Annotated in this window: 12 protein-coding genes; 10 read left to right on the top strand and 2 right to left on the bottom strand. The window is 73.4% G+C overall.

The features are described 5' to 3' along the window. Positions 1-59: 59 nt before the first annotated feature. The gene (locus tag QFW77_RS06735; RefSeq protein WP_280573656.1) at positions 60-5,261 is read right to left on the bottom strand and encodes a putative Ig domain-containing protein; all 5,202 of its coding nucleotides are present in this window, start codon (positions 5,259-5,261) and stop codon (positions 60-62) included. Between the two features lie 375 nt (positions 5,262-5,636). Between QFW77_RS06735 and QFW77_RS06730 the strand changes: the two genes are divergently transcribed. From QFW77_RS06730 to QFW77_RS06715, 4 genes are all read left to right on the top strand, one after another. Then, positions 5,637-6,185 (top strand): phage tail protein, encoded by a 549-nt coding sequence (locus QFW77_RS06730; RefSeq protein ID WP_280573655.1) that lies wholly within the window; start codon positions 5,637-5,639, stop codon positions 6,183-6,185. A 48-nt stretch (positions 6,186-6,233) separates the two neighbouring features. After that, positions 6,234-6,764, top strand: coding sequence for a phage tail protein (locus QFW77_RS06725; RefSeq protein WP_280573654.1), 531 nt, complete (start codon positions 6,234-6,236; stop codon positions 6,762-6,764). Positions 6,765-6,839: 75 nt separating this feature from the next. Continuing rightward, complete coding sequence (locus tag QFW77_RS06720) at positions 6,840-7,379, top strand: phage tail protein (RefSeq protein ID WP_280573653.1); 540 nt, start codon at positions 6,840-6,842, stop codon at positions 7,377-7,379. 1 nt (position 7,380) lies between these two features. After that, entirely contained in the window at positions 7,381-7,938 is a 558-nt protein-coding gene (locus QFW77_RS06715) for a GNAT family N-acetyltransferase (protein ID WP_280573652.1), read from the top strand. Here the strand turns inward: QFW77_RS06715 and QFW77_RS06710 are convergent. Further along, entirely contained in the window at positions 7,931-8,218 is a 288-nt protein-coding gene (locus QFW77_RS06710; protein WP_280573651.1) for a DUF6916 family protein, read from the bottom strand. The genes QFW77_RS06715 and QFW77_RS06710 overlap by 8 nt on opposite strands. 214 nt (positions 8,219-8,432) lie before the next feature. Here QFW77_RS06710 and QFW77_RS06705 point away from each other — a divergent pair, with 214 nt between their 5' ends. From QFW77_RS06705 to QFW77_RS06680, 6 genes are all read left to right on the top strand, one after another. Further along, the gene (locus QFW77_RS06705; protein WP_280573650.1) at positions 8,433-9,221 is read left to right on the top strand and encodes an ABC transporter ATP-binding protein; all 789 of its coding nucleotides are present in this window, start codon (positions 8,433-8,435) and stop codon (positions 9,219-9,221) included. A 34-nt stretch (positions 9,222-9,255) separates the two neighbouring features. Continuing rightward, on the top strand, positions 9,256-10,002 hold the full coding sequence (locus tag QFW77_RS06700) for an MlaE family lipid ABC transporter permease subunit (RefSeq protein WP_280573649.1): 747 nt from the start codon (positions 9,256-9,258) through the stop codon (positions 10,000-10,002). A 73-nt stretch (positions 10,003-10,075) separates the two neighbouring features. Beyond that, entirely contained in the window at positions 10,076-10,615 is a 540-nt protein-coding gene (gene mlaD / locus QFW77_RS06695; protein ID WP_280573647.1) for an outer membrane lipid asymmetry maintenance protein MlaD, read from the top strand. Next, entirely contained in the window at positions 10,612-11,280 is a 669-nt protein-coding gene (locus QFW77_RS06690; RefSeq protein ID WP_280573646.1) for an MlaC/ttg2D family ABC transporter substrate-binding protein, read from the top strand. The genes mlaD and QFW77_RS06690 overlap by 4 nt, the downstream gene beginning before the upstream one ends. Then, the gene (locus tag QFW77_RS06685; protein ID WP_280573645.1) at positions 11,264-11,563 is read left to right on the top strand and encodes an STAS domain-containing protein; all 300 of its coding nucleotides are present in this window, start codon (positions 11,264-11,266) and stop codon (positions 11,561-11,563) included. Before QFW77_RS06690 ends, QFW77_RS06685 begins: the two co-directional genes overlap by 17 nt. A gap of 35 nt (positions 11,564-11,598) precedes the next feature. After that, positions 11,599-12,702, top strand: coding sequence for an MlaA family lipoprotein (locus QFW77_RS06680; protein ID WP_425603287.1), 1,104 nt, complete (start codon positions 11,599-11,601; stop codon positions 12,700-12,702). Positions 12,703-12,708 lie beyond the last annotated feature (6 nt).

The following is a 12,708-nucleotide window of genomic DNA, read 5'->3' as shown; positions in this document are numbered from 1 at the left end:
CGCCGTCGCAGGTCGCGATATCGCGGCGCCGGACGTGGTGAACGCCCGGCGCCGCTGGGTCAGTAGCTCTTCTCGATGTTCAGCAGCAGGCCGTGGTCGCGGTCGGCGCCGTTGCCGACCGCGCCGCGGTACTCGATGCGGGTCGACAGGCCGCTGTCGAAGCCGAACATGGCACCGATCCCCAGCATCACCCGGTTGCGGTCGAAGCCGTCCAGGGTGGTGCGATACAGCGGCCCGGTCAGCAGGTCTGCATACCCCATGGTGGCGCTGGTGTCGCCCTGGAAGTCGTGCTGGTATTCCATCCGCAGCAGCGGCGCGAACACGCCCCAGCTGGTCTGGCTGCGCATATCCAGGCGCACGCCGACGTTGCCGGTGGTGGTGTCGACGTCCATGGTGCCGTGGCGCAGCGCGTACAGGTCGTCGCCCTGCTCGACGTAGCCGTCCAGGCGCGCGCGCGACAGGTCCAGGCGCGCATACGGGGTCAGCTGCAGCCCGTCGCGCAGGCGGATGTCGGCGCCGGCCGAGAGCGAGCCGAACCACTGGCTGCCGTCGCGGGCGCCGTGCACCAGCCCGCCGCTGGCGGTGACGCGGCGCTGCAGGTCGTAGGAGAGGGTCTGGTAGCCGAGCAGCGCGTCGAGGAAGAAGGTCTCGCCGGGGTGGTAGCTGCCGTAGGCCGCCACCGACCAGGCCTCGCCCTCGCTGCGGCTGTCGCGCTCGCCGACCTCGCTGTCGTCGCGGCCCCAGCCGAGCCCGGCGCCCAGCGCGAACGCCGGGGACAGGCGGTAGTCGGCGCCCACGCTCACGCCGTCGCTCTCGAAGTCGGTGCCGGCGCTGCCGCGGCCGTCGTGGTTGCCGGAGCGGATCGCGCCGCCGACCCACAGCGCCATGCCGCCGCCCGCGCCGGGCGCCGCCGAGGCCGATGCCGGCCCGGCGACCGGCTCCGGCGCGGCGCCGGGGGCGTCGATGCCGTGGCGGGCGTGGTCGCAGGCGTCGCCCGGCGCGGCGCCGACCGGCTGCACGCACTGCGGCCGGTTGGCGCTGAAACCGAGCTGGCTGCTGAAGCGCGGGGCGCGCTCGCCGCCGCGGTGCAGCCGCTCCATGCGCTGCTGGAAGTTGTCCATCTGCGCGCCGGCGAAGCGGCGGGTGGCGGCCACCTGGGCCTCGAGCAGCGCGCGCACTTCCGGGTCGCGGGTCGGATCGGGGCGCTGCACCACGTTGAAGGTGATCACCGCCTCGGCCGAGGTGGCGTGGGCGTTGTCGAGGGTGAAGCGCGCGCCGGCCTGGCCGGAGAACGCCGCGTCGGCGGCGAAGCTGAGCACGTAGCGGGCATCGTCGCCGCTGCCCTCGCCGGCGATGCTGGCGCTGCCGGCCGCGGCCGGCGCCAGCGCGATCAGGGTGGCGGCGGTGAACGGGCCGCCGGTGGCGCCCTCGGTCAGCTCCACGTCCACCGTGGTGCCGGCGACCACGTCGACGGTGCGCGACAGCGCCACCGGCCGCGGGTTGACGGTCACCGTCACCGTGGCCGGCGCCGAGGTGCCGCCCGGGCCGGCCGCGGTGTAGCGGAAGCTGTCGGTGCCGGAGAACGCGGCCGCCGGGGTGTAGACCGCCTCCAGGCCGTCGATCTCGACGCTGCCGTGCTCCGGCGCCGTGGCGATCGCCAGGGTGTCGATGGTGCCGCTGTCGTTGGCGGTCACCGCGATCGCGACCGCGCTGCCGCCGAGGGTGGTGGCGGTGTCGTCGGCCGCCTCGGGCGCGGCGAGTCCCACCACCAGGGTGTAGGCCGCACTGCCGGTGCCGGCGGTGCCCGAGGTGCTGTCGGTGGCGGTGATGGTGAAGGCGAAGCTGCCGGTCTCGGTGGGGGTACCGGCAAGCGCGCCGGTGACGGCATCTAACGTCAGCCCCGCCGGCAGCGGCCCGCCACCGAGCGCGAAACTGTACGGGGCGACGCCGCCGCTGGCGGAGACGGCCTGCGCGTAGGCGCTGCCGACGACGCCCTCGGGCAGGGTCGCCGGGCCGACCGCGAGCGTGGGCACGGCGATCTCGAGCGTGTAGGCGCTGGCGCCGCTCTGGCCGTTGGCGTCGGTGGCGAGCACGGTGAACGCGGTGCTGCCCGAGGCGGTGGGCGTGCCCGACAGGCTGCCGCCGGCGGACAGCTGCAGGCCGTCCGGCAGGCTGCCGGCCGCCAGGGTGTAGGCGTACGGGGCGACGCCGCCGCTGGCGGCGAAGGTTGCGGCGTACGCCTGGCCGGCGGACCCGTCCGGCAGCGTGGCCGGCGCCACCACGATGGCGGGATTGCCGACCGTCACGGTGTAGCTCTCGGTCACCGAGTACGGCGCGCCGGCGCCGCTGGCGCCGCTGTCGGTGGCGGTGATGCCGAAGCTGTAGCTGCCGGGCGTGGTGGGGGTGCCGGACAGGGTGCCGTCGGCGGAGAACGCCAGCCCGGGCACGGCGGTGCCGGACAAGGCATACGTGTACGGGCCGACGCCGCCGCTGGCGCTGAAGTCCTGCGAGAACGGCTGGCCGTAGGACGCCACGAAGGTGGTGCCGGCCGGAGCGAGCGCCAGGGCCGGGGCGGCGACCGTCAGGTTGAACGTTTCGGCCGCGGTGAACGGCCCGTCGCCGGTGCTGCTGTCGATGGCCGAGACGGTGAGGGCGAAGGTGCCGGCCTCGGCCGGGGTGCCGGACACGGTGACGCTGTCGCTGCCGGTGGCGCTGACCGACAGGCCCGCGGGCAACCCGAGCACCTGGTAGTTCACATAGGGGGCCTGCCCGCCGTTCCAGTTGAAGTCGACGCTGTAGGCGCTGCCGACGGTGGCGGCGAGCGCGCCGCTGGTGACGGCGATCGCCGGGTCGCTCACCGTCACCGTGACCGTGGCCGGCGCGGAGGTGCCCGAGGCGTTGGTGGCGGTATAGGTGAAGCTGTCGCTGCCGGCGAAGCCTGCGGCGGGGGTGTAGGCGATCTGGGTGCCGCTGGCGGTGGCGGTGCCGTTGGACGCCGCGGTGGCGACGGCGACGCTGGCGGGCGTGCCGCCGGTGATGTCCAGGGCGACCGGATTGGCGGTGCTGCCGTAGCCGACCGTGACCGTGACCGCGTTGGCCACCGGCACCTGGTCGGCGATGGCGATCGAGAAGGCCTGGCTGCCGCTGTAGGGCCCGGTGCCGGTGCTGGAATCGGTGGCGGTGACGGTGAAGTTGAAGGTGCCGAGGACGCTCGGCGTGCCGGACAGCGCGCCGGCCGACGTCAGCGACAGCCCCGGCGGCAGCGCGCCGGCGGTGACCGCGTAGGTATAGCCGGGGGTGCCGCCGGTGGCGGGGCCTACGGCGGCGCTGTAGGGCTCGTCGCGGGTGCCCGCCGGCAGGCTGGCGGCCGGCAGGGTCACGGTGGCGGCGGCGACCGTCAGCGTGTAGGCGCGGCTGCCGAGGTACGGCCCGGGCGCCGCGCTGCTGTCGGTGGCGGTGACGGTGAAGTTGAAGCTGCCGCCGGCGGTGGGCGTGCCCGAGAGCGTGCCGCCGGGAGCGAGCGCGAGCCCGGCCGGCAGCGCGCCGGCGGTGACCGCGAAGGTGTACGGCCCGCTGCCGCCGCTCGCGCTCAGCACCTGGCTGTAGGCGGCGGCGACCGCGGCACTGGGCAGGGTGGCCGGCGCGACCGAGACCGGCACGTCGTCGTTGAGGATGGTGCCGGTGCCGGTGGCGTCGGCGATGGAGGCATTGGTGGCGCCGCTCAGGCCGACGCTGAAGGTCTCGTCGGGCTCCGGGGTGGTGTCGCCGTTGACGGTGACCGACACGGTGCCCTGGGTCTGGCCGGCGGTGAGGGTCAGGGTGCCGCTGGTGGCGGCGTAGTCGCTGCCGGCGGTGGCGGTGCCGTCGGCGGTGGCGTAGCCGACGGTGACGGTCTGGCCGCTGGCGGCGGAGAGCGCGACGGTGAACGTGGCGGTGACGGTGCCGGCGTTGCCTTCGGTCACCGAGACGTCGTCGATGGCCAGCGACGGCTGCGGATCGTCGTTGACGATCGTGCCCGTGCCCTGCGCGTCGGCCACGGTCGCGCCGGTCACGTTGGTGACATTGACGAAGAAGGTCTCGTCGGGCTCGTTGAGGGCGTCGCCGTCGATCTGCACGGCGAAGGTGTACGTGCTGGCGCCCGCGGGAATCGTCTGCCCGGTGAGCGAGCGCGCCACGTAGTCGCTGCCGGCACTGGCGGTGCCGTCGGCAGTGGCGATGTCGAACGTCACCCCGCCAGGCCCGGCCGGCGCATCGAGCGACACCGTGAAGTCGGCGGTCTTGGTGCCGGCATCGCCCTCGGCCAGGGTGACGTTGTCGATCGACAGGCTCGGCAATGCCACCACTTCGAGCGTGTAGCTCTCGAGCTCGAAGTACTGGCCGGAACCGGTGCTCGAATCGGTCACCCGCAGGGTCACCGGATAGCTGCCCACCGCGGCGGCGGTGGTGCCGCTGACCACGCCCGCCGACGAGATCGAGATCCCGGCCGGCAGGGTGCCGGTCTCCAGCAGGTAGCTGTACGGCGCGACGCCGCCGCTGGTGGCCAGGGCCTGGCTGAAGGCGACGCCCTGGGTGGCGGTGCCGGTGGCCGGGGTCAGGGTGAGGGAGGGGTCCTGCACGGTGCCGGTATAGCCTTTGACCGTGGAGTCGCCGACGTTGTCCTCGACCAGCACGCTGAAGCTATAGGTCCCGCGCTGGGTCGGCGTGCCGCTGAGCAGGCCGCCCGAGCTGAGGCTCAACCCCGCCGGCAGCGCGCCGGTGGCCATGCTGTAGGTGTAGGGGGCGATGCCGCCGCTGGCGGTGAGGGTCTGGCTGACCGCGGTGCCGGCGGTCAGGGTGGGCAGCGACTCCGGCGCCACCACGATCGCCGAGGTCGGCGCTTCGATGGTGACGTTGACGGTGACGATCTCACCGTCGTTATCCTCCAGGTAGAAGGTGTCGCTGGTGGCGGCGTTGCCGTTGTGCACGTAGGTGACGAACTGCACCCCGCCGCTGTTGGGACCTATTGTGACGGTGCCGTGCTGGGCCTCGTATCCGTTGGGCCAAGGATCACTCATTCCGAAGTCGAACGGGCCGTCGCAGGTGCTCACGTCGATGTCGACCGAGCCGCCGTTGGCGACGGTGGCGCTGAGCGTCGGGCAGTAGGCCGACTGCGCCGAGGCCAGCGCCGGCCACAGCAGCAGCGCGGCCAGCAGCCAGGCGCAGGCGCGCGCGAAACGCGCGCGGCCGCGGCCGCACGGACGAAAGCCAGTGGTCTGATGCATCTCCCTATCCCCCCGAGCGCCACCGGGTCGCGGCGGCTGTCGCTCCAGGCGCGCGCCCGGAAGCTTCCTGCGGTGGCGGCCCGTCCGGCGGGCGCCCCACCCCTGCCGCCCATTGGAACAGAAATCCGCGCCGGCCAGAAGGCCGCCGACCGGCGGCACCAGGGCCGGGCGCGACCGCGGTGGCTCCCACGTGCGCGGCCGGGCCGCGGCTCTTGCCGCTCTCGTGCGGGGCCGGGCCGCGGCTTCGACCGTTGAGGCGGCGATGCGGTCCGCGCGCGGAAACTTGATCGCGATCGCTTGTGTGTCGGGCGGGCTTTCTTCACAGTGTCGCGCAAGGGCGGCCGGGGACCGGCCGTATCGGAACCAGGGGAAGCGATGAGCGATTTCTTCGTCGGCCAGATCATGCTGGCCGGGTTCGGCTTCGCGCCGAAGTACTTCGCCCAGTGCAGCGGGCAGTTCCTGCCGATCAGCCAGAACCAGGCGCTGTTCTCGCTGCTGGGCACCCAGTTCGGCGGCGACGGCGTCACCAACTTCGCCCTGCCCGACCTGCGCGGGCGGGCGCCGGTGGGCTACCCGCCCTCGGCCGCCGGGAACTGGCAACCGCCGCAGGTGCAGATGGGCGAACGGGCGGGCGCCGAGCAGGTCGCGCTGACGGTCGGCCAGCTGCCGCCGCATGTCCACGCGGTGGCCGCGGCCACGGCGCCGGGCGACAACCGCATCCCCGCCGGCCGCGCCTACGCCACCAGCAACGATCGCAGCGGCACGGCGCGGCCGCTGTACGCCGCCGCCGGCGGTGCGATGGTGTCGATGGGACCGCAAACGGTGGCCGAGACCGGCGGCAGCCAGCCCCACCCCAACCTGCAACCGTATGCCGCGATCAACTTCTGCATCGCGCTGAACGGCATCTTCCCGTCGCGGAACTGAGCCCGGGCGCCACCCCCGTTCCAGCGAACTGCACTGAAGGACACACCCATGAGCACCCCCTTCGTAGGCGAGATCCGCATGTTCGGTTTCGGGCGCACGCCGCTGGGCTGGCAGGCCTGCGACGGCAGCCTGCTGCCGATCTCCGAGTACGAGATGCTGTTCATGCTGGTGGGCACCACTTACGGCGGCGATGGCCAGAACACCTTCGGAGTTCCGGACCTGCGCGGCCGGCTGCCGGTCAGCCAGGGCCAGGGGCCGGGGCTGGGGAACTACACGCTCGGCCAGACCGGCGGCGCCGAGACGGTGACCCTGACGCAGACCCAGCTGCCGGCGCACTCCCACCCGCTGCAGGCCACCACCGCCACCGCCACCGCGGTGACGCCGGGGCCGGGCCTGCTGCCCGGCGCGGTCGGCGGCGACACCTTCTACGTGAGCACCACCGCGGGCAATACCGCGGCCGCGATGTCCAGCCAGATGCTCCGCCCCATGGGCGGCTCGCAGCCGCACGAGAACTGCATGCCGACCCTGACCGTGCAGTACTGCATCGCCACCGAAGGGGTGTTCCCCCAGCAGGCCTGATTCCCCGGCGTTCCATCCGGGACGACACCCATTCCATCGCGCGCCCCAGCACCGCCATCGAGCAAGGACACCGAGATGACCGAACCCTACGTCGGCGAAATCCAGCTGTTCGGTTTCAACTTCAATCCAGTCGGCTGGGCGTTCTGCAACGGCGCGGTCCTGCCGATCAGCCAGCACACCGCGCTGTTCTCCCTGCTCGGCGTGAACTACGGCGGCGATGGCCACAGCAATTTCGCGCTGCCCAACTTCGCCGCGCGCGCAGGCGCCGGGCCGGGCCAGGGGCCGGGCCTGTCGGAGCGCACCCTCGGCGAGACCTACGGCCAGGAGAGCGTGACCCTGACCGACGCGCAGATGGCGGCGCACGGCCACGGCGCCAACGCCTGGTCGCAGAGCGCGCCGGGCAGCGGCAGCAGCGCCCCGGTGGAGGGCGGCGGCCTGTCGTTCCTGGCCGCCAGTACCGGGTCGCGGACCTTCCTGGCCTCGCCGCTGGACACCCAGCTGGCGCCGCAGGCGATCGGCCTGCAGGGCCAGGGACTCCCGCACGCCAACCGCCAGCCCTACCTGGGTGTCAACTTCTGCATCGCGCTGCAGGGGGTCTACCCCAGCTTCGGCTGAGATGGGCCCGCCCCCGGTTCCGTTTCCTCCGCCGCCGGCCGATCCGCTTCCCACCCCCGCGGCGCTGGCCGCGCGCGGCCTGGCGCTACGCGCGGCGGCCGATGCCGACCTGCCCTGGCTGCGCCTGCTCTACGCCGGCACCCGCGCCGACGAGTTCGCCCCGCTGCCGTGGCCGGACGCGGTGAAGCGCGCCTTTCTCGACCAGCAGTGCGCGGCGCAGCACGCCCACTACCTGGCCCACTTCGCCGATGCGCAGTTCCTGCTGCTGGACGGCCCGGGCGGGCCGTGCGGGCGCCTGTACCTGCTGCGCCGCGCGCCCGAACACCGGCTGGTCGACATCAGCCTGCTGCCGGAATGGCGCGGCCGCGGCATCGGCGGCGCGCTGGTCGCCGCCGCGCAGGCGGATGCGGCGGCGCTGGGGCGCGGGCTGGCACTGCACGTGGCGCACGCCAATCCCGGCGCGCGGCGGCTCTACGCGCGGCTCGGCTTCCGCGCCGATGCGGCGGCGGAGTCCGCCACCCACCTGGCGATGCGCTGGCGGCCCGCGCCGCTCAGTTGAACACCGCCTGGTAGAGGAAGCCTTCGCGCTCGCGCGCGACCGGCACCAGGAAGATCCCCAGTTCGCCCAGCCGCGCGTGGCGCATGCGATAGGTCTGCTGCGGCAGCAGGAAGGCCGCGCCGTTACGGAACAGCAGCGAGAACGGCGCGCGCATGGCGCCGGGCCTGGCGGGCAGGGGCCGGGCCTCGACCAGCACGAACGGCACCTCGGCCTCGGCGAATGCCGCCTCGAAGGTGTCGTTCACGCAGCCGGCGAAATGTTCGAGGGTCAGCAGCTGCATCGGGGGGCCGGAAACGGTCGAGCGGGGGATGTTGGCGCGCGCGCCCGCGCCGGGCAAGTCGCCGCGGCCGGTTGCGGGATGGCCGGGGATGGGAAGTAGTGGCCCGCCACCGGGACAATTTCTGGACTCGCCGGTACAGCTGCTGGGGTAAGATTCAGGCCTTGCCCGCGATGCTGCGTGGGTTTCGCCGCCCCTTCGTCCTTCCGACGGTTCGATGACCGACGCCGATTCCATTGCCGTGCGCCTTTCCGACGTCCGCCTCGACCGCGGCACGCGCACGATCGTGTCCGGGATCGACCTGGCGGTGCCGCGCGGCAGCGTGACCGCGGTGCTGGGGCCGTCGGGCAGCGGCAAGTCGACGCTGCTGGCCGCGCTGACCGGCGAGCTGGCGCCGGCCGCCGGGCGGGTGGAAGTGCTGGGCCGCGAGGTCCCGCGGCGCCAGCGCGAGCTGCTCGAGCTGCGCAAGGGCATCGGCGTGCTGCTGCAGGGCAACGGGCTGCTCACCGACCTGACCGTGGCCGAGAACGTGGCCCTGCCGCTGCGCGCGCACACCCGGCTGCCGGACGAGGTGATCCGCCGGCTGGTGGAGATGAAGCTGCACGCGGTGGGGCTGCGCGCCGCCGCCGACCTGTACCCGCGCGAGCTGTCCGGCGGCATGGCGCGGCGCGTGGCGCTGGCCCGGGCGCTGGCGCTGGACCCGCCGCTGATGCTCTACGACGAGCCGCTGACCGGGCTGGACCCGATCGCCATCGGGGTGATCACCAGCCTGATCTCGCGCCTCAACGCCACCCTGGGCCTGACCAGCATCATCGTCACCCACCACGTCCACGAGACGCTGCCGATCGCCGATCGGGCGGTGGTGATCGCCAACACCGGGATCGTGTTCTCCGGCACCCCGGCCGAGCTGCAGTCGAGCACGGATCCGCTGCTGCGGCAGTTCCTGGACGGCCAGCCGGACGGGCCGATCGGCTTCGACGCGGCGCCGCGGGAGCGTGCGGCATGAGCGGCCGCTTCGACCGGGCCGGGGGGATGCGCTGATGGCCGTCGTCGACGCCATCCGCTCGGTCGGCCGGGCCGGGATGTTCTCGCTGTCGGTGCTGCGCGCCTCGCGCCCGAGCCGCGACTTCTTCGCCGAGCTGGTGCGCGAGATCTACAAGATCGGCGCGCGTTCGCTGCCGATCATCGCGGTGGGCGGCGCCTTCGTCGGGCTGTCGGTGACCCTGCTGGGTTTTCGCGCGCTGGAGACCTACGGCGCCTCCAACCAGGTCAGCGTGCTGGTCGGGCTGGGGCTGTACCGGGAACTGGCGCCGGTGCTGACCGCGCTGCTGTTCGTCGGCCGCGCCGGCTCGTCGATCGCCGCCGAGCTGGGGCTGATGCGCGCCACCGACCAGATCACCGCGCTCGGGCTGATGGCGATCGACCCGGTGGCCAAGGCGGTGGCGCCGCGGTTCTGGGCGGCGGTGATCACGGTGCCGCTGCTGACCGGCTTCTTCTGCAGCTTCGCCCTCAGCGCCAGCTACCTCGAAGCGGTGCACGTGCTCGGCATCGACAGCGGCATGTTCTGGCAGGCGATGAAGGACGCGGTGGATTTCCGCGGCGATTTCCTGAACGCGTTCTACAAGTCGGCGGTGTTCGGCGGCACCGCGGCGCTGGTGGCCTCGTACGTGGGCTTCCACGCCGAGCCGACCATCGAGGGCACCTCGGTGGCGACGACCCGGGCAGTGGTCAACGCCTCGCTGCTGGTGCTGATGTTCAACTTCGTGATGTCGGCGTTCCTGTTCTGAGCGGCCACGCTTCGACAATGCCGGCCTCCGCCCTTTTTCCCGCTTCGCGCGGGCGCTTCCAAGGTGACACCCCATGAGCAGTTCCCGTGGTCCCCGTCTCGAGTTCGCCGTCGGCGCCTTCCTGCTGCTGGCGCTGGGTTCGCTGCTGGTGCTGGCGATCGCCTCCACCAACGGCCGTTTCGGCTTCTCGGGCGACAGCTACGAGTTGACCGCGCGCTTCAGCAACCTCGGCCAGCTACGCCGGCAGGCGCCGGTGCGGGTCGGCGGCGTGACCATCGGCCGGGTCGCCGGGATCGAACTTGACCCGGTGCGCTTCGACTCGATCGTCACCCTGGCCATCGACGCGCGCTACCGCGACATGCCGATCGACACTTCCGCCAGCATCCTGACCGGTGGTCTGCTGGGCGAGAGCTACGTGGACCTGCAGCCGGGCGGCGACATGGAATCGCTGCAGCCGGGCGAGGAGATCGCCTTCACCTCGCCGGCCGTCGACCTGATGCAGCTGGTCGGCCGCTACATGTTCAGCGGCCCCGGCGCCGGCAATGCCGCCGAGCCGGCGGCCGAAGGCACCACCCCCGATCCGCTTCCCTCCCCCGAGGAGCCCACGCCATGACCCGCATGCCACGACAGATCCTGCTACCGCTCGCCATCGCCGCCAGCCTGCTGGCCGCGACCCCCGCCCTCGCCCTGGCGCAGGACGCCCCGGCGCGGGCCGCCCAGGCCCAGGGCACGCCCAGCAAGCTGGTGCTGGACAACACCCAGCGGGTGCTGTCCACGCTGGAACAGCGCCGCGCCGAGTTCACCGCCGACCGCAGCCAGCTCGAGGCCTTCGTCAAGAAGGAGTTCGAGACCATGTTCGACCGCGACTACGCCGCCCGCCAGGTCCTCGGCCGGCACGGCCGCGGCGCCGACGAGGCCGAGATCAAGCGTTTCGCCGACGCCCTGGCCGACAGCCTGCTGCGCCGCTACGGCGACTCGCTGCTCGACTTCAACACCCGGCTGCGCGCGCGCGTGCTCTCCGAGACGCCGCTGCCGCGCGGCCTGGGCGTGCGCGTCTCGACCGAGCTGCTGCGCCAGGGCGGCGAACCGATCCCGGTCAACTACCTGATGCGCCAGTCCGGCGGCAGCTGGAAGGTGTTCGACGTGCAGGTGGAGGGGGTGAGCTTCGTCAGCACCTTCCGCCGCCAGTTCGACGCCGAGCTGCAGCGCAAGTCGATCTCCCAGGTGGCCGACGAGCTGCGCCAGGGCCGGCTGCAGGCCGATGCCGAGATCGACTGAGCCCGCGCTGCGGCGCGAGGACGACGCGCTCGCCTTCTCCGGCCCGCTGCTGGTCGGCGGGGTGGCGGCGCTGTGGCCGGCGGCGCTGCGCGCGATCGCCGGCGCGCGCCGCTTCGACCTGCGCGCGGTGCCACGCGTCGACAGCGCCGGGCTGGCGCTGCTGGCGGCGCTGGCCGAGCGCGCCGGCGGCACGGTCGAGGTGGACGGGTCGCCGGAAGGGCTGGCCGAACTGCGCGCCGCCTACCGTCTGACCCCCACGCTGGCCTTCGCCGACGCGCGCTGACGCCACTACCGACCCAGGATGGAACCAGGACCATGATGCTCCGCCGCCACGTTTCCACGGCGCTGCTGCTCGCGTTGCTGTTGGCCGGCTGCGCCGGCGGCCGCGAGCAGACCCGCGCCGCGCCGCCCGCCGATCCCGGCACCCCCGCGCCGGCCGACGCCGCGCCGGGCTCCGGGGCCTCGGCCGTCCCGGCGGCCGGGTCGACCCGTGCCGACGCCGCATCGGCCGCCGGCGCGACGTCGCCCGCCGACGGTGCGGCCCCTGGCGCCGCGCCCGCGACGGCCGAGACGACGGCGCCCGGATCCATTGCGGCCGGCGACCAGGCCGCCGCGGCGCTCCCACCCACCCAGGCCGAACTCGACCACGCGGCGATCTACGGCGAGCCGGTCTACGACCCGATCGCCGATCCGACCCTGCCCGATCCGGCGCGCCTGCCCGGCGCCTACGATCCGTGGGAACCGTTCAACCGGCGCATGCATCGCTTCAACAACGCGATCGACCGCGCCATCGCCAAGCCGCTGGCCACCGCCTACGTGAAGGTGGTGCCGCGCCCGGTGCGCCTGGGCGTGAGCAATTTCTTCGGCAATCTCGGCCAGCCGGTCAGCGCGCTCAACGCGCTGCTGCAGGGCAAGCCGAAGCAGGCCGGGCAGGCGCTGGGCCGCTTCGTGGTCAACAGCACGCTCGGCATCGGCGGGCTGTTCGATCCGGCCAGCGACGCCAACCTCGCCAACCGCAGCGAGGACTTCGGCCAGACCCTGGGGGTGTGGGGCTGGGAGCGCTCGCGCTATCTCGAGCTGCCGCTGTTCGGCCCGCGCACGGTGCGCGACGTGTTCGGCCTGGCCGGCGATGCGCCGCTCTCGCCGACCCGCCAGCTCAACGACGACCGGACCCGGATCTTCCTGCAGGGCCTGCAGCTGGTCGACGTGCGCACCCAGCTGATGGCGGTCGACCGGATGCGCGAGGGCGCCACCGACGAGTACGCGCTGGTGCGCGACGCGTGGATGCAGCGGCGCCAGTACCAGATCTTCGGCGACCGCGAGGGCGACGACGACGAGCTGCTGCCCGACTACCTGCTCGACGACGAGGCCAACCCCACCGTGCCGGTCGACGCGATGCCGGTGATCCCGGGCACCCCGTAGCCCCTG

It is taken from the genome of Luteimonas endophytica (genome assembly GCF_029887875.1).
Classification (GTDB): domain Bacteria; phylum Pseudomonadota; class Gammaproteobacteria; order Xanthomonadales; family Xanthomonadaceae; genus Luteimonas; species Luteimonas endophytica.
The sequence above is the reverse complement of the archived record's forward strand: the minus strand, read 5'-3'. Positions and strand labels throughout refer to the sequence as shown.

Excerpts from the sequence above, each read along its gene's own strand:
- QFW77_RS06700 (WP_280573649.1), top strand. The coding sequence starts at position 9,256 with ATGGCCGTCGTCGACGCCATCCGCTCGGTCGGCCGGGCCGGGATGTTC.
- QFW77_RS06735 (WP_280573656.1), bottom strand. The coding sequence starts at position 5,261 with ATGCATCAGACCACTGGCTTTCGTCCGTGCGGCCGCGGCCGCGCGCGT.
- QFW77_RS06725 (WP_280573654.1), top strand. The coding sequence starts at position 6,234 with ATGAGCACCCCCTTCGTAGGCGAGATCCGCATGTTCGGTTTCGGGCGC.
- QFW77_RS06720 (WP_280573653.1), top strand. The coding sequence starts at position 6,840 with ATGACCGAACCCTACGTCGGCGAAATCCAGCTGTTCGGTTTCAACTTC.
- QFW77_RS06730 (WP_280573655.1), top strand. The coding sequence starts at position 5,637 with ATGAGCGATTTCTTCGTCGGCCAGATCATGCTGGCCGGGTTCGGCTTC.
- mlaD (WP_280573647.1), top strand. The coding sequence starts at position 10,076 with ATGAGCAGTTCCCGTGGTCCCCGTCTCGAGTTCGCCGTCGGCGCCTTC.
- QFW77_RS06715 (WP_280573652.1), top strand. The coding sequence starts at position 7,381 with ATGGGCCCGCCCCCGGTTCCGTTTCCTCCGCCGCCGGCCGATCCGCTT.
- QFW77_RS06685 (WP_280573645.1), top strand. The coding sequence starts at position 11,264 with ATGCCGAGATCGACTGAGCCCGCGCTGCGGCGCGAGGACGACGCGCTC.
- QFW77_RS06710 (WP_280573651.1), bottom strand. The coding sequence starts at position 8,218 with ATGCAGCTGCTGACCCTCGAACATTTCGCCGGCTGCGTGAACGACACC.
- QFW77_RS06705 (WP_280573650.1), top strand. The coding sequence starts at position 8,433 with ATGACCGACGCCGATTCCATTGCCGTGCGCCTTTCCGACGTCCGCCTC.
- QFW77_RS06690 (WP_280573646.1), top strand. The coding sequence starts at position 10,612 with ATGACCCGCATGCCACGACAGATCCTGCTACCGCTCGCCATCGCCGCC.
- QFW77_RS06680 (WP_425603287.1), top strand. The coding sequence starts at position 11,599 with ATGCTCCGCCGCCACGTTTCCACGGCGCTGCTGCTCGCGTTGCTGTTG.